Annotated in this window: 4 protein-coding genes; all 4 read left to right on the forward strand. The window is 42.8% G+C overall.

Annotated features, from left to right (window positions below; genetic code table 11):
• Positions 1–9 precede the first annotated feature (9 nt).
• Genes ABDB98_RS07500 through ABDB98_RS07515 form a run of 4 tightly spaced genes read left to right on the forward strand, consistent with a single transcriptional unit; the run spans position 10 to position 18,129 of the window.
• Positions 10–5,721 carry an SDR family NAD(P)-dependent oxidoreductase gene (locus ABDB98_RS07500; RefSeq protein ID WP_438421837.1) on the forward strand — a complete coding sequence of 1,904 codons (5,712 nt, stop codon included), beginning with the start codon at positions 10–12 and terminating at the stop codon, positions 5,719–5,721.
• Positions 5,721–13,103 (forward strand): SDR family NAD(P)-dependent oxidoreductase, encoded by a 7,383-nt coding sequence (locus ABDB98_RS07505; protein ID WP_438421838.1) that lies wholly within the window; start codon positions 5,721–5,723, stop codon positions 13,101–13,103. Before ABDB98_RS07500 ends, ABDB98_RS07505 begins: the two co-directional genes overlap by 1 nt.
• 50 nt (positions 13,104–13,153) lie before the next feature.
• Entirely contained in the window at positions 13,154–17,005 is a 3,852-nt protein-coding gene (locus tag ABDB98_RS07510; protein ID WP_438421839.1) for an alpha/beta fold hydrolase, read from the forward strand.
• Between the two features lie 32 nt (positions 17,006–17,037).
• A complete protein-coding gene (locus ABDB98_RS07515; RefSeq protein ID WP_438421840.1) occupies positions 17,038–18,129 on the forward strand; it encodes a serine hydrolase domain-containing protein in 1,092 nt (363 codons plus the stop codon).
• Positions 18,130–18,529 lie beyond the last annotated feature (400 nt).

Raw genomic sequence — 18,529 nt, forward strand, 5'->3', positions numbered from 1 at the left:
ATGAGACAGGTGGCCAGTAATCAAAACTATCAGTTCACATTAACAATTAAACATACGGACTATATTGTCAGGGATCACCGGGTGCATGGCACCCGGATTATACCCGGTGTCACATTTTTAGATATGATATACCGTATGGCGCTGAGCAAAGGTTTGCCTATTGAAGAACTCGAGTGTCAGAATATTTTGTATTTGGAACCTGTAGCAACATCGGATACCTTTGACAGAGAAATCCGCATCCGTTTTCAGGGATTGGAACAGGGATGGGAAATTCAGGCGAAGAGCAGAAAGGTAAAAGATGACCGCATTCTGGATGAAAGCTGGGATGAGAATATGAACTGCAGGCTCATGCCGAAAATCCCGGAAAGCATGAGTTCAATTCATATCCATGAAATCAAACATGCCTCCGTCCGTGAAGCTGATATGGAGATATGTTATGACTATTTAAAAAAGGTTGATATAGAGCATTTTGAATTTATGAAGAGTCTGGGGAAGGTTTATGCGTCTGACCATTCTGTACTTGCAGAGTTGACGCTCAGCCAAATTGCAAATCAATATACCGGCTATTTTCAATTGCATCCCACTTTTCTTGATGCGTCTACCATCATATCGATCCTTTATCAGGCATGTCCCGAATATTTTACACAAGGATCTCCGGCAAGCCGGATGAAAACGTATATTCCCATTCATATTGAATCTTTCCGTATGACGAAGCGCCTGGAAGACAGGTGTTATGTGTACATAGAGAAGCAAGACCAAAATCATGATTCAGGGGATGTCATCCAAGTAAGTTACGGTTTGTACGATGCACACGGGGAGATGATCGCTTATTTTACGCGGCTGTCTGTGAAACATATTCGCTCAAAAGATTTAATTGAAAACCTGAAGCAGACTCGTTTGGAAACTGAAGCGGCTTCTCAGCCAAAAGACAGCCTGGTCAGAAAAGATTCAATCATAAATCGAAGCGAAAATATCGAGACACACCTTAAAGAATTAATATCCGGGGTTTCAAATATAGATCTGCGTGACATAAGGACAGACATTGGTTTTTATGAACAGGGCCTGGATTCAGCTTCTTTGCTTGCCATTGTCAAAGAACTTGAAAACAAAACAGGGGAACAGCTGTATCCTACACTCCTGTTTGAGCAGAAAACGATCCGGGAACTCGCCGCATATATTAAAGAAAATCAAAAAATGTCCGATTATTTCTTAACGCAAAATCAACCGGCTGAAAAGCCTGACATGAAAGAAAGTAAGAACGAAAATCTTTCCGCTCTTATAACAGAAGGAGACATTCAGCTGCTGATCGCAGATATCAAAGGGACTGCCCCTGAAACACTCTCTGTGGTAAAAGGTTTTTATGAACAAGGCCTCGATTCCGTAACACTTATGCAAGCCGTAAAGGCATTGGAAGAGAAAACAGGCAGGGAACTGTACCCTACTTTATTGTTTGAGTATCCGACGATTCAAAAACTTGCAAACTATTTTGCAGAGAGCGGCGAAAAAACTTCCGTTGAAAAAGACCTCCCTCTTCATCATGGAGAGAATCATACGGCTCTGACCTATTTAACGCCGCATTGGAGACAAAAGGCTGCCGCTTGGGACCCAAATTGCGGAAATAAAAAGAATAGAATATACCTGCTGTTTCAATATGACAGAGAGCTTTTTCATTTTATGCGGGAAAATGCTGAAAATGGATTCGGAAATACACAGATCATTCTCGTTTTATCAGGGAATCGTTTCTCCTATCACGGAGACGGTGTTTATGAGATAGATCACAGGGAGGAAGCTCACTTTGACAGGCTTGCAGCTGATCTGAAAAAAAGGGGGCAAATGCCCGACACCGTGGTTTACGGGTGGCCGGAAGGGGCATTTGCCGGCCCGGAAAAAATAAATGAACAGCTTTCTAAAGGGGCTTACCCGCTATTCTTTTTCAGCCGGGCATTGATGCGCAGCAAGGCGGAAAAAAAGGTTGTATCGCTTTTCCTTTATCCGGCGGACCATAAAAATGATCAGCCGCTTTACGCTTCAGTCCATGGTGCAGGGCAGTCTATTTTGCTTGAGAACCCGAAACTGGCCCTTAAGACAATCGGGATATCAGTTTCAGACAAGTCATCGTTGCCGGATCTCACAGCTGAAATCATCAGATGCGAATCAACTGAAGCGCATCCGGGAGAAACCGATCTTTATTATGAAGGAAATGTGCGCTGGGTCCGTGCCTTACGGGAAGCGGAACCGGCTCAAAACTCAGGTTTCTCCTTTAGAGAAAACGGAGTATACATGATTACAGGAGGGTCCGGCGGCTTAGGCCTTATATTTGCAGAACATATCGCAGCCCAAACAAAAGCCAATATTATTTTAGCGGGCCGTTCTGAACTTACGGAAGACAAAAAGAACAAAATCAGTCGAATGAAAGCAGGCGGTTCTTCGGTTCAATATATAAGAGGTGATTTTTCAGATAGCCGCGATGCAGAGCGAATCATAAAAACCATTAAAAGGCAATTCGGAGAAATCAACGGTGTGATACACAGTGCCGGTGTGACGCACGACGCTTTATTGATTCAAAAATCAAAAGATGAAATCAAGGAAGTGATCGCTCCGAAAATAAATGGGACGGTCTTATTGGACAGCTTGCTGCAAACCGAACCTTTGGACTTCTTTGTGATGTTTTCATCAAGCAGCTCGATGTACGGGAATATCGGACAGACGGATTACGCATTGGCCAACCGGTTCATCGATCTTTTTGCTGAGTGGCGTGAAGGAATGAGGCGGAAAAAAGAACGCTCCGGCGTCTCAGTAGCCATCGGCTGGCCGCTATGGGAAGACGGCGGCATGAAAGTGGATAAACAAACTGAAAAATGGATGAAACAAAAAATCGGTATGGTTCCTCTTAGTAAAACCAATGGGATCAAAGCTTTTCAAGATTCACTCTCTCTGAACGCATCACAGCTGATAGTGTTTGAAGGTGACAAAGAAAAACTGAAATCTGCACTTCAAGATACCTTCATGGAGGATGAAAACCGTGAGATCCAAATAAATGAAACAGCTGATACAAGGCATGAGGACATTGCCATTATCGGATTAAGCGGGAAGTATCCGATGGCTGAAGACTTACCTGAATTTTGGGAGAATTTAAAGAGCGGAAAAGATTGTATTACAGAAATCCCGCCTGACCGCTGGAATATGGATGATTTCTTCAGCGAAGACAGAGATATGAAAGGGAAGTCTTACAGCAAGTGGGGAGGTTTTATCAGCGGAGCCGATCAATTTGATCCGCTTTTCTTTCATATTTCCCCAAGGGAAGCAGAACTTATGGATCCCCAGGAAAGGCTCTTTTTAGAAACGGCCAAAAATTGTTTTGAAGACTCAGGATACCCGAGAAACATGCTGGAAAAGATGAAAGTCGGTGTATTTGTCGGTGCAATGTGGGGCCAATATCAACTATTTGAAGGAGAAGAAAATGGAGTGGCTTTCTCGCCGGCATCCGTCTATTCTTCAATTGCCAATCGGGTGTCTTATTATTTTCATTTAAAAGGTCCGAGTTTGGCTCTGGATACAATGTGCTCTTCATCACTGACCTCTATTCATTACGCATGCCAAAGCATACATTGCGGAGAGAGCGATATGGCATTAGCCGGCGGAGTGAATTTGTCAATACATCCGAATAAATATAAGTTCCTCAGCATGGGACAGTTTCTATCAAGTGACGGCAGATGCCGGAGTTTTGGAAAAGACGGAAGCGGTTATGTTCCCGGTGAGGGAGTCGGAGCCGTATTGTTAAAACCATTGAAAAAAGCAATAGAAGATCAAGATCAAATATACGGTGTGATTAAGGGAAGCGCCGTTAATCACGGAGGAAAGACGAGCGGGTATTCCATACCGAATCCGGATGCGCAGGCGGAGGTCATTTCAGAAGCGCTTCGTAAAGCTGACATTGATCCGAATACCGTCAATTATATTGAAGCGCATGGAACGGGTACGTCATTAGGCGATCCGATTGAAATTCAAGGACTGAAAGATTCCTATCAACTGAATCATCCTTGCGCCATCGGTTCGGTGAAATCAAATATCGGACATTTAGAATCTGCGGCAGGAATCGCTGCAGTAACGAAAGTGCTTCTCCAAATGAAGAATAAGCAGCTTGTTCCTTCTCTGCATTCCGATATTGTTAATCCGTTTATAGATTTTGATCAGGTTCCTTTTCAAGTGCAGCGGAAAGCGGCTGAATGGAATTATCCGCAAAACAGCAATGCTGTTCATCCTTTGAGAGCCGGGGTAAGCGCTTTTGGGGCAGGAGGGACAAACGCGCATCTTATATTGGAAGCTTATGAGCCGCCAAAAGCTTTTGATCATCAAAGCGGCCGAGTGATCTTTGTTTTATCGGCTCAAGACAAACAACGGCTGATAAAATATGCGAAGGTTATGGCTGATTTTCTATCAGAAAATGAATCGAAGGATAACAATCATAAACTGCGTCTTCAGGATATTGCCTATACACTTCAGACGGGACGCGATCATATGGAAGAACGGCTGGCGATAGTGGCAGATTCCGGGCAGGTCATTGCTGAAGAGCTCTCAGCTTATATCAGGGGAGAAAAAAGCAGCTTGAGCTATACCGGTAATACATTCGAATCAGAAGTTCACAATGAAATGCCTCACGTTTGTTCAGATTACGCCGAAGCAGCATCCAAATGGGTAAATGGAAGAAAGATAGATTGGGAGACTTTTGAGGTGAATTGGAATGCTCGCAGGATTTCTATTCCGGGACAACCGCTGATCAAACAGCGGTATTGGATAGCGGAAAAAGGGGAAACGCTTGTTTCAACAGATGTGAGTAAGCCGACTCACCCTTTCTTGGGGAGTAACACGTCCGATTTTAATCAGTTCAGTTTCACGAAAAAAATCAGCCGTAATCATCCGTTCGCACTAAGTCTGTCTGAAGGAAACGTGTCGTTTTTCCCTTATGCATCTTTGGCTGAAATGGCTATCGTCAATGCAGCGGAGGCATTTGGACAACCAGTTCATACATTAACTGATTTATTGTGGACCGAAAGCATGAACGGAATGACTGATATACGGGAACTGATGATTACGCTGACGCCTGAGCGCGACTTTGCGCGGTTTGACATATATGCAAACACAAAAAATGAGAATAAAGTACGTCTTGCCAGGGGAAATGCGCATATTGTTAAGCCTGAAAGCGGTATGCTTCCTGAAGCGCTTGATATTGCTGAAGTCAAATCAGAAATGACTGAACATCCTGCTGAATCGCCTTTTGTCATTGAATCAGCGAAAAACAGTGACGGAATGCTGTCGTTTCATTCATTGCCGGATGAGCTTTATGCAAAAAGAGAGAATTTTACGATCTCTCCCGAAGCGCTTGAGTCCGCGATTGAAGCCAGTGCGTTTTTTGTCAGCGGAGAAACCTTTCCGGAATTGATCGGAATGGGAGCAGCGGATGTCTATCAGCCTCTCGCTCAAAATTTTTATGTCTATACTCAAAAAGAGAACCGGCAGAACAGCCGTGATGTAACGTGTCATATGACATTTACAGATGAAAACGGAAGCATTCTGGCAGAGTGCAGAGATGTGAGATTCAGATATGGTCATAAAAAAGGCACTGTTCAGACGGACGACGAACTCATTCGTCTCCTGCGTCAATTGGAAACCAATGATATTGATCAGAAGGCTGTATTGAAACAATTAATGGGGGAAGAATGATGAACGGAAAACGTGAACAAATCAGCGATATTCTTGATCTGATTCAATCAGGACAGATATCGGCTGACGAAGGCTATGCCCGTGTGACATCCATTCAGAATCAAAAATCACGGGCATCGAACCATCCGCTTTTTTATTACAAGCCGGAATGGACAGAATCGTTCATTCCGAATAAGAAGAGCGTACCCTTGACGGGATTGCTCCTGATTTTTGCAGAAAATGAACGGCAAATACAAGAATTGAGCGGTTTGTTTAAGGACTGTACTCTCTTGTTTGTTATCCGCGGAAAAGAATTTGCTGTTTTGCATGATGATACGATTTGTATGAATCACGTGAAAAAAGACGATTATCTAAAGCTGTTCCGGTACATTTATGATCATTATCAGCTGCCCGAAAAGATTCTTCACTTGTGGTCTGATTCTCAGGCTGACATGAGTAAGGGAGGTATACAGAAACAATTGGAAAACGGATTGTTTTCTCTTCTGTATATTACACAGGCGCTGATTGAACTGAAATGGAAAAAGATAATAAAACTGACGCATATTTTTCAAACTGAGAATAAAGAACAACTGCCGCTGCATCATGCTCTCGGCGGATTGGTGAAAACCGTTCACCAGGAACACCCCAATTTTCACTATCAGATTATCAATATCACGCAATCAGAGGGTACGGGAGCCGCTCTTCCAGCAATAGCGGATATATATCAGAGAGAGTGTGACGAAAAACGGGATATCCATTTTGAAGTGCGCTATGAAAACGGCAGACGTTTTACGAAAAGCTATAATAAAGCCGGCTCATTCGATTTAACCCAGCCGCTGAAACATCATGGGAATTATCTGATTACAGGAGGCCTGGGCGGTCTCGGTTATATATTGGCAAAACATCTGTCGGAAAAATGGAAAGCGAACCTCATATTGACGGGGCGCTCTGATTTAACTGAAGAGCAGGAGAAAAAGATCGAATATTTAAGAAGTTCAGGTTCAACAGTTGTATATATCCGATCTGATGTTTCAAAACAAAGTGATGCTGAACGGATGTTTGCTTTTGCAAAAGAGCAGTTCGGCACCTTACATGGAGTATTTCACAGTGCCGGCGTACTCCGTGACTCTTTTATCTTAAGAAAGACAAAAGAAGAAATGGATCAAGTCACAGGCTCGAAAGTGTATGGCACGTTGTGGCTGGCGGAAGAAATCAAAAAAATGAAAGTTGAATTACTTGTCTTGTTTTCATCCACATCGGCAGTCTTCGGCTCAGCCGGCCAATGTGACTATGCTTTCGCCAATGCCTGTTTGGATCAGTATGCAGCAGTTATGACTGCAAAAGAGTCTGCCGGAAGGGTAGTGTCAGTCAATTGGCCGCTATGGACTTCCGGCGGGATGAATATTGACGATGAAGGAATATCCTACATGAAACAGGAACTCGGTCTTGACCCGTTAGATGACAGTGACGGAATACAGGCTCTGGAGAACAGCTTGTGTCAATCATCTGAACAGCTGATTGCCCTGAAAGGCCGAAAAGAAAAGATTGAAGATGTGCTGATGCGTGCCGGCACAATCAACTTTCATTCAGAGCAGCAGGAAGATGCTGATTTGAAAAACGATGAATTAAGACAAAATATAATCAGTTATCTGAAAAATATAATGTCCGAAGAGTTGAAATTACCTGCCTCACTCATAGATGAAAAACAATATCTGGAGAAATACGGCATTGATTCAGTGATGATCATGCGTCTGACCAAAAAGCTGGAGCAAAGTATCGGCAGATTGTCGAAAACATTGTTTTTTGAATATCATTCAATATCGCAGTTAGCCGAATATTTCCTGAGTCATCACAGCGAACGAATGATGAAACTGCTGAACCCGGCCGGCACATCTGAACTTGTGTCGTATCAAAAAAAGCAAAAAAGAAAACCATTGGAAACAAAAGCGCCGGTACGCTCTGAAGAAGAAGATTCAAAAGAGCACATTGCGGCCGATCCCCTTTCTGCTGATATAGCCATTATCGGTGTCAGCGGCAGATACCCGGGTGCGGAAAACATCAGGGAGTTCCAAAATGTGCTGATGAATGGACAGGATTGCGTAAGCGAAATTCCCGATGACCGGAAGGAAATGCTGGAGGGAAGCTGCTATAAGTGGGGAGGTTTTCTGAAAAATCCAGACCGGTTTGATCCTTTATTTTTCCGGATATCACCGAAAGAAGCGGCTTTTCTAGATCCTCAGGAACGCCTCTTTTTAGAGACAGTGTACAATACCATAGAGGATGCGGGTTATAAACCTTCAGATCTGACCCGCAAAAAGGTCGGAGTTTTTGCAGGCGTCACATATGGAAGCTATCAATTTTTCGGCGTTGAAGAATCACTTAAAGGAAATGAACTGGCCGTCGGGTCTCCATTTTCTGCAATAGCAAACAGAATATCGTATTTCTTTAACTTTAAGGGGCCGAGTATGGCGGTTGATACAATGTGTTCCTCCTCTCTTAACGCCATTCACTTAGCCTGTGAAAGTATACGAAGAGGAGAAAGCACACTTGCTGTTGCGGGCGGGGTCAATCTTACGCTTCATCCGAATAAATATACATTATTAAATCAAAGCCGCTTCTTTGCAAGTGATGGCCGATGCCGTACATTCGGCGAGGGCGGTGACGGTTATGTACCGGGAGAAGGAGTGGGATCCGTACTTTTAAAGCCGGCGGCGGAAGCGGTAAGGGACGGAGATCATATTTATGCGCTGATTAAAGCGACAGCGGTCAATCACGGAGGGAGAACAAACGGTTTTACGGTTCCTAATCCGAATGGTCAGTCTGAACTGATACAGGACGCGCTTCAGAAAGCTTGTATTGATCCTCGTACAATTAGTTATATTGAAGCTCACGGAACGGGAACTTCTCTGGGAGACCCGATTGAGATCACCGGATTAACAAAAGCGTTTCGGGAATTTACGGAGCACACTCAATATTGTTCCATCGGTTCTGTCAAATCAAATATCGGCCATCTTGAGGCCGCAGCGGGAATTGCCGGTTTGACAAAGGTTCTTTTGCAAATGAAACTGAAAAAACTGTTTCCTTCCATACATGCGGAGACGTTGAATCCAAATATTGATTTTAAAGCATCTCCCTTTTATGTACAGCGGTCATTGCAAGACTGGAAGAAACCGAAACTGCAGGAAAACGGAAAAACAGTAACTGTTCCGAGGAGAGCGGGGATCAGCTCATTCGGAGCGGGAGGAACGAATGTTCATATCATTATAGAAGAATATGAAGAAACAAACGTCTCAACAGAACATGTTGAGAATGAACCGCGTATTGTCCTGTTATCTGCTAGAGACAATGAACGTCTTCTTGAGTATGCCGAAAACATGAGAGATTTTATTCAACGTTCACTAAGTCCTGAAGTAAAGGATAAACAGCCTGATATGAAAGAAAAGGTGAATGAAGTACTCAAACCGTTTGTTTCGGAATTGCTTCATATCCATCCGGAAGAAATTAATATTGCTGATCACCTGAGTGAATTTGGCGTAGGGCCTTTGGAATTAAGCCGGATGGCGGATTTTATTAACGAAATGTTTCATATTGAACTTACGATGTATGAATTAACTGATTGCCCCTCCATTCAAGCAGTTACTGAATACTTATTGAAGGAATATGCCGGAGCGATAAGAAACCTGTTCCCGAATGAAGTGATGGAAGCCGGCCAATCGGAAAGCGTCGTTTTACGGGATCTGGCATACACTACACAATCGGGCAGAGAAGCGATGGAGGCCAGAGCGGCGATTACCGGTACCTCTCTTAAAGAAATTAAGGATAAATTATTTGAGTTTTGCCGCGGTGACAAGCAAGTTCCAGGCGTATATGTTAATCAGCAATCAGCAGATGCATTTGCTGAAAAAATGAAGGCGTTAACGGAAGGCAGAGCAGGTGAATTGTTTGTAAAGACCATTATTGAGAACGGTGAAGCGGAAAAGCTGGCTCAATTATGGGTTTGGGGGGCGGATATCGACTGGAAATCCGTTCATCAACATTTACAGCAGCCGGGTAATCGGATCTCAATTCCGACTTATCCGTTTGCGAAAGAACGTTATTGGGTTCCGTCCAGGACTGAGAAGACAGAGATCCCTCAACATTCCTTTCAACATCACTTGCAAAAAAAATGGAGAGAGAATCCGTTTGTAAATCCATCCGAAACAAAAGAGTACGGACTGACAGTAGCATTTGTAAATCAAGACACAGAATCAATTGCCCGCACCATTTGTTCGGATATAGATCAGGAGAATCTGATTGTCATAAAACATCACTCTTCATTTATAAAACACTCTGATCAAATGTTTGAGTGTTCTTTATTAGATGAAAACCACGCATACGACGTTATTCGTGAGATCTTCTCGGGCGGTGAGCGGCAGGTCGAAAATATATTTGATTTCTCAGATATCGGAAACCAGAGTGAAAATCAGAACGGCATCCCATATGGTAAATTCTTATTTATACAAGAAATAATTAAGAGGAGTAAAAAGGAAACACCATTATCCATTTTACAAATCACCAATGGCTTGCAGGTATTTAAAGCGGAAAAACCAAAGCTGACGGGGGCAGAATCAGCGGCTTTTCTGAAAGCCCTTTCTGCGGAATACGGCTTTGTTCATGTGAAAACAATAGATATAGACAGCATGAAAGAAACGCATGAGCTGAAACAAATCTTTGAGAATGAAAGGGCGCAATGTACCGCAGAGAATGAAGTATGCTACCGCAGCGGCGTCAGATATGTTCCGTATTTTGAAGAAGAAAGAATCCATAACGGCGGGCCTGTTTCATTTCCTGCGGATAAAGCCATCGTGATTACCGGCGGGACAGGGGGCATTGGCAGAGCAATAGCTGAAGATTTGGTGAAACGGGGAGTGAAAAAACTCGTGCTGACGGGTACGCGTCCATTACCTTTGCGAAGTGAATGGGATCATTTGCTGAAAGAGGGCAGACAGGACGAAAAGACAGTCAGCAATATAAAACTGTTTCAAAGTTTTGAAGAGAAAGGTGTCAACTATCTGTATTACAGCGGTTCTCTCACAAATGAAGAGAAGCTGCGTTCATTCTTTCACCAAGTAAGCCTTGAATTTAAAGATATAAGCGGTGTCATACACTGTGCCGGACTGCATAGCGGCGGAAATCCGGCCTTTATTCATAAAAGAATGAGTGAATTTAAGACGGTGTACGGGCCGAAAGTCACTGGACTTCAGAATTTGGAGCGGATTTTTAATAATAGGCCGCTGGATTTCTTTATTCTATTTTCATCAATTGCTGCACAGTCACCCAAACTGTCGAAAGGAATGACTGATTACGCGTCTGCAAACGCATATATGGACTATTTCGCGGCTTATCATTTTCAAAAGGGGAGAACGTATTTCACGTCCATCAATTGGCCGAGCTGGAAAGAAGTCGGAATGGGTACTGTGACGAGTCCTTTATATGATGAATTGGGATTGGACTCTCTTTCCACACGGGAAGGACTGGCGATTTTGTATCATGCACTGGAGAGAAAATCGGCCAATATCATTCCTATCGTGAAAAAAGGAACAGTGTTTCATGCAGACAGTCTCCTGAACATCAATAAAACCGGCGGAGCTTCGGTGCCAGTCCGAAGACAGGAGACTCCCGACACTTTTGATCGTTCAGAAGGGCTTGTCAGTGAACTTTCTGCCGTATTTGCCGAGGAATTGAGCATTCCCCTTGAAAAGCTTAACCCAAATACGGATTTTCAGGAATACGGTGTGGATTCTATACTTCTTGTCAGCATTATACATCGAATAGAAGCAATGATTCAGAAAAAAATTGACCCTACTGTGCTTCTTGAACACAACACGATTCATGGTCTTGCGGAATATATCGGTAAGACGGCGCCGCCGTTGAAAAAACAAATCGAACAGACTGATTCTCAAAGCAGCAATCAGCAAGAAATGCAGTCTGTGACGAGCCGAAATACAGAACCGCAGACGGCTTCCTCTGCAAAGATAGCTGTTATCGGAATCGGATGTAAGTTCCCTGGAGCGGCTGATAAAGAGGAATTTTGGGACAATCTGAGAAAAGGGAAGAATCATATTAAAGAAGTACCTGATTCCCGGTGGAATATAGAAGAAAATTACTCTCCGGTGCAGCAAAAGGGAAAAAGCATCAGCAAATGGGGAGGGTTTATCAATGGAATCGGCAGCTTCGATCCGGAGTATTTCCGCATGGAAGAGGAGAAAGCCATCCAAACGGACCCGCTGATAAGACATTTCTTAGAAACGAGTGTACAGACTGTACGGGATGCCGGTTATGAAGAAACGGAATTATCGGGAAAAAAAGTCGGCGTATTTGTCGGTTCCAGAATGGGCGGCTACGGTCACAAACTGCCGAAAGAAAGCAGCAGCCACATCGTCGGGCTTAGTCAAAACTTTATTGCTTCACATGTGTCGCATTTCTTTAATTTTCACGGTCCAAGCATGGTTTCTGATACCGCTTGTTCTTCTTCATTAGTCAGCATTCATTTAGCCTGCCAAAGCATAAAAAACGGTGATTCAGAGATGGCGCTGGCAGGAGGGGCGGATCTGCTTTTGGATGAAATTCCTTACCTGATGTTAACAGAAGGAGGAGCTCTTTCGCCGGACGGTCAGTGTTTTACTTTTGATGAAAGGGCAAACGGCTTTGTACCCGGAGAGGGTTTTGGCGCTGTTCTGTTAAAACCGCTGGAGAAAGCGAAAGCTGACGGAGATCGGATATACGGTATCATTGAAGCATCAGCTATTAATAACGACGGTGCGACAATGGGAATTACGACCCCGAATCCTAAGCTTCAAGAGCAGGTTATTCAAGATGCATTTGAAAAAGCCGATATCACTCCCGGATCAGTCAGCTACGTCGAAACTCACGGCACAGGCACGATGATTGGAGATCCGATTGAGCTACAGGCTCTGACAAAAGTATTCCGAAGAGACACAAACAAAACGCAATTTTGCGGAGTAGGAAGTGTAAAAACCAATATCGGACACTTATTAAGCGCTGCCGGAGCGGCAAGTTTCATTAAAGTGATTTTATCAATATGGCATAAGGAAATTCCGCCTACATTGAATTGTGAAACGCCAAACCCCCGCTTTGAATTTGAAAAGTCGCCTTTTTATCCGAATACAGAGCTGAGAAGCTGGAAAGATGGAAAACGGTGGGCGGGCATCAGCGCTTTCGGTTTTGGCGGAACAAACGCCCACCTTTTGGTAAGCGGCCTGGATGATTCATATCATTCCGTCAGGACTCCGCTGCCGCCTGCCGAGTTTGTCAGAAAAGAGTACTGGCCGGATTCAAATCGGAAAAAACAAATCAAACAGAATAAAAAACGGCTTCTTGAAATTATTGATGAAACAGAGTAGCACCTGCTCTGTTTCTTTACTTTGTAAAAGAAGAAAGGTTGTCGAGTTGCATGAGGTTCAGCGTATTAGTCAAACATGACGATTATATTGTTTCAGACCATGTCCTTCATCAAGTGCGTACGATACCCGGCGTAACGTATCTGGATTTAATAACACGATTTTTAGCTGAGAAAGGGATATCACCCCGAAGTTTTGAAATCAAACATGTTTTATTCCGTGAACCTGTTGCGACGTCAGTCCATTTTGCTAAAAAAGTCACCTTCCAGTTTACGGAACAAGAAAACGGCTGGCTTGTTGAAACAACAAGCAGGAAATGGGTCGCTGAAAAGGCGGAAGGTGAAGCGTCAGTCAACTTGCAGGCGGAAATCATAAGAAAAAATGCGATAAACGAAAAGACAATTTCAATCGAAGCATTAAAGAAAGGGGCCGTCCGGATTTCGGATGCTGAAGCCGCCTATCGTAATTTGCGCAGGGGCGGCCTGATTCATAAAGATTTTATGAAATTGGAAGGTACGGTATATGAAGGTGAAAATTATATTCTGGGAGAGGTCAGTTTAAGCGGACTTTCAAAAGAATATACAGATGACTTTTACATGCATCCCGCATTTTTGGATGGGTCTCTCAGCTTGTTGGGAATCCTTACATCAGACTTGCCGGATGAAGGAACAAATGCGTTTATCCCTATATATATTGAGACATTCCGGGCACTGCATAAAACAACTGGGTCTTGTTTTGTGTATATTGATAAAAACAGTATAACGCAGCCGCCTTCTAAAGACATTTTATATGCGGACATAGAAGTATACAGACCTGATGGAGAGCTTGCTTTTTATTATGAGCGATTCGGTGTGAAAAGAGTCAGAAATGAAAAATCAATACAAAGGCTGGAGCATTCCCAAAAAGGTAAAGAGGTCGGCAGCGCAACGAACAATAAAGAAATGATCAGAAATAATTTGATCCAAGAGATAGCCGGCATGATTGAAAAACCTGCTGAAACAGTGAAGAATGATATTTCCTTTTATGAGTTGGGCTTGGATTCTAAACAATTATTAGACTTATCCAAAAAAATAGAACTGATGTTAGATACAAAGCTGTACCCGACTTTATTATTTGATTACTCCACAATCGGTGAATTGACGGAATATCTGCAGGAGAAATACGGAGCCGACATTACAGACTCTATCTCTGTTACAGTTCAGCACCAAGACAGTCATAAAACATTAACAGATGAGCTGTCATCCATTATTGGAGAGGTTACAAACACACCGCCAAATAAAGCGGACAAACACCAATCTTTTTACGAAATGGGTCTTGACTCAAAACAGCTGCTGCATATATCGAAAATTCTCGAGGAAAGATTGGATACACAATTGTATCCGACATTGCTTTTTGATTATAACAATATTCATGATTTAGCGGCTTATTTAGAAGAAAAATATGATGTGCGTAATACGCCGGCCGCAGCTTTTAAAGAAAAAACGCAAACGAAAGAGCCGTCTGAAAAGCCGATGCTTGAATCTTTGTATTTACAAAAAGAATGGATAGAATCGCCATTAAAGTCCGGAGAAGTACCTAAGGAAAATACATTGATTTTCGATTTCAACAGTTCATTGAGTGATGAAATCCGAAAGTACATCGGCAGTGAAAATGTTATTTATGCGGAAGCCGCCGATGAATATGAAATGGTAAATGAAAAGCATTATAAATTTAATCCGGAGCAGTCTGCTCATTACACCAGACTGTTAGAAGATATGAAAAAGTCCGGAGCGTTTCCGGCGTCAATCATTCATTACCTGTCAAAAAAAGCTTATACTGAGGCAGCGTTAGATCTGACTCTCAGCTTTTATTCAATTCTTTATTTGAGCAAAGCTTTGATCCATCAAAAAGTAAAAGAAAACATCAACATTCTGTACGTACATGACAAGGGTCAATATACAAATCCGGTTTACGCCGCGATTGGAGGCTTTTTTAAAACGCTGAATGCGGAGCAGCCGAATATAAAGTGTAAAACGGTTGAGATTTCTTCAAGACAAACCATTAAAAAAGCACCTTTGCTTCTCAATGAATTAAGTGCCGGACATCATCAGGCTGTGAAATATGACGGCGATCAAAAAAGGTGGGTGACAGCATATAAAGACGCTTCGCTGCAAACAGGACAAAAGGCCGCAAAGTTTGCAAAAAACGGGGTGTATCTCATCATCGGAGGGTTAAGCGGCATCGGCTGGATTATTTCAGCGTTTCTTTATGCAAATCACGGAGCCAGCGTTATCATTGCCGGGCGATCGAAAATGACAGCAGACATGGAAGAAAAATTAGACAGCATCCGCTATGACGGGGCAAGCATTTCTTATATTCAGGCTGACATGTCAGATAAGCAGCAGGTAATCAAGTTAGCGGAAAAAATTCATGCTGATTATTCCGAAATCAACGGGGTCATTTACAGTGCAGGCGTGTTAAAAGACTCCCTTATTATGAATAAAACAGAAGCGGAAGCTCAAGCGGTGCTGCAATCAAAGGTCAATGGTGTGATTCATTTGGATGAAGCGCTCAGAGATATGCCTTTAGACTTTTTTGTTTTGTTTTCTTCCATCTCCTCAGAAATCGGAAGTCTGGGTCAAGCCGATTACGCCTACGCCAATCGTTTTCTGGAGCATTTTGCCGAGTGGAGGGAATGTATGAGAAAGGCGGGGGGAAGATCAGGAAAAACTATCGCTGTAAATTGGCCTTTCTGGAAAGACGGAGGCATGTCAGTTGATCCCGGTATTCAAGATATTTTGAAAATGGAGTACGGACTTCACCCATTAGAAAATACTGCCGGAATCAAAGCATTTGAACACTCGCTTCTCGGCCAAGGCCACCAGCTGATCGTGTTATACGGGGAAAAAGAAAAAATACAAAACGATTTCAAGCCGTTATCCGCCCGTTCAGCACCGCCTCTAGTAAGAGATTCAGCGCTTGCAGCCGATTTTGATGCTTCGTCGTTCGTTACGGAAGAAGCTGAAAGTCCTTTCCGAATACTCGGCACGGCCTCCAATCGTCATCTCGACGATTATTTGCATTATTGGAGCAGACTGAAGAAAGGAGCCCTTCAGCACGATCAAAGCGATGCCGCAAAAAAACTCATCGCTTTTTACCAGACAGAAGAAACGGAAACCGTTCATTTTCTGGCAAACACAGAAAATGCCCGGCATATGGAAATATTGATGAGCGGTAAGGGCGAAACAATTTTACTGATTTGCGGTTTCGCTACCACTGCTTACATGTGGAAAGAACAAATGAAGGAGTGGGCAGATCAATTTAATGTAATTGTCATACACACACCGGGTTACGGGCTGAGTGAGGGGAGCGCCGATTTTACACTGAGCGGGCTGGCTCAGACTTTTATCGAAGTGCTGAACGAGATAGGGGTTGCTTGGCCGATCCACATTGCGGCTGCTTCTTGGGGAGGCATGATAGGGCAGAGGATAGCCTATGAATACCCCGAAAAAGTAAAAACACTCATTCTTTCCGGAAGTTACACCGAATACGAAGAAGACCCTGAAAGCAGTGTCGAGGAAAAACTGAAAAATGATTTTATAGCTATAGGAAAGTCGCATGAATATGAAAGTTTATACAGTAATCAATTCTTAAATGCTTCTATTGAACGTTTTATGAAGATACATCAACAAGAAGGCTATTCTACAATCGGCTTTTTAAAAGACATTCATACAAGAACGCTTATCCTTACAGGTGAGAAGGAAAGCGTAGTTGATCAGAAAGAAACAAAAAGGCTGCGGAAACTGCTGAGCAATGCAGAATTAAAGAAAATTAAGGGAGCGGGGCATCTTCCGAACATCACACATCCGGAAGAATTTAATAAAGCGGTGTCAGAATTCATCAAGAAATCGGTAAGTAAAGGATGAAAACGATACATACAGTACAGGGGGAGAAAACAATGAAACAAACAATAAGCAATCCGGCATTTGATATGAAACAAATTAACGCTCTTAACAGCCATTATCAGACGATGATAGACAATGGAGTTCTGCAATGTGCGAGTTATATGATGTCAAGAGGAGGTGAGGTTTTTGCAGCTGAGTCGTTAGGGGAATTTACCGGCGGACAAAACGAAAAGCAAACATTTCAGCTTGATACAATCAGAGAAATCGGTTCTTTGACAAAAGTGTTTACCGCTGTAGCCGTCATGCAGCTCGTCGAAAAAGGTTTGCTCGATCTGAAAATGCCGGTCAAGCTCATTTTGCCTGCGTTTGATAAACCGGGTTTCGGAGAAATTAAAATTTTGCACCTTTTGACTCATACGGCGGGATTAAGTTTTGAGCTGGATATTCAAAAGGCTGAAGGCATTGACTTAACGAATGAGGAAGAATGGATAAACTATCTCGTCAGTACGCCTTTGGAGTACGGAGTGGATGAAGCATGGAACTATTCCAGAACCGGTTTTGTTATACTTGGCATCATTATTTCAAAAGTAACAGGCGTATCCTACGAACAGTATGTAACAAAGCATATTATTGAAGCGCTCGGATTAGAAAGAACGTATTTTTATGTGCCTGATGCTTTAAAAGAAGAAGTTTGTGTGATCAATGAGCACGAGTGCGTACAGCTGGAAAAAAGTCATCACCCGTATTTTCCGAATAAAGCGACAAGCGGTCTGTACTCTTCGTTGCGAGATATTTGGAAGTTAGCTGAAATGTTTAGAAATAAAGGCAGATTGAAAGATAAGAAGCTGCTTGGAAGAAAAACAGTCGAAGCGATGCTGAGAAATCAAATAAAGCCTGGTCTTCCTTTTTACTTCTTCGGAGCGCCCAGAGAGGAAGGCGGCTTTGGTTTAGGCATTAATTTGTGGCCGGCCGGTGACCATTATTTCATGACAGAAGGCACCTTCTCACATCTTGGAATGGGTTGGTGCGGCATGTTTTCTGATCCAGCCGAAGATTTTACGTATGTATTTTTCACTCCGGTTTCCGAGTTTCATCCTCATGCCGTGCTGACGCCGCTGAATATCGTGTGGGCGGGTATTGAATAATTAGACAAAAGCATCGTCCCGTCTGTTCGGCAGGCGGGACGATTGCTAACTGCCCGTTTTTATCCCGAGCATCTTTTCAAAGCCCGCCCCTAAGTTAAATAACTTAATTTACTCTTTGTAATTTTTTTAAATTATAGTACAGTAGAGCATTTTTATAATACAGTTTAAAGTCTTTTATAGTACAGTTTGGCGCAATATGATCTTAAGTTTTATAAGCGGTTTCAAAATGAGGTTATAAACAATTGACGGCTTTGTTTAATTACTGTAAACTATGGTTGTTGATCATATTGTACTAATAAAAAATCTTTTTTTATTAGTACAGTTTAAACGTCATTATCTTTGCTTAAGCGCTATGTGAATTTCTGAATGATTAATTTTAGAATTGCAGAGCATGATAAGA

Origin of the sequence: Bacillus siamensis, assembly GCF_051628075.1 — a bacterium.
GTDB lineage: Bacteria > Bacillota > Bacilli > Bacillales > Bacillaceae > Bacillus > Bacillus siamensis.

Bases quoted from the DNA above. Each gene is read 5' to 3' on its own strand.
- ABDB98_RS07505 (WP_438421838.1), top strand. From the start codon at position 5,721: ATGAACGGAAAACGTGAACAAATCAGCGATATTCTTGATCTGATTCAA.
- ABDB98_RS07515 (WP_438421840.1), top strand. From the start codon at position 17,038: ATGAAACAAACAATAAGCAATCCGGCATTTGATATGAAACAAATTAAC.
- ABDB98_RS07510 (WP_438421839.1), top strand. From the start codon at position 13,154: ATGAGGTTCAGCGTATTAGTCAAACATGACGATTATATTGTTTCAGAC.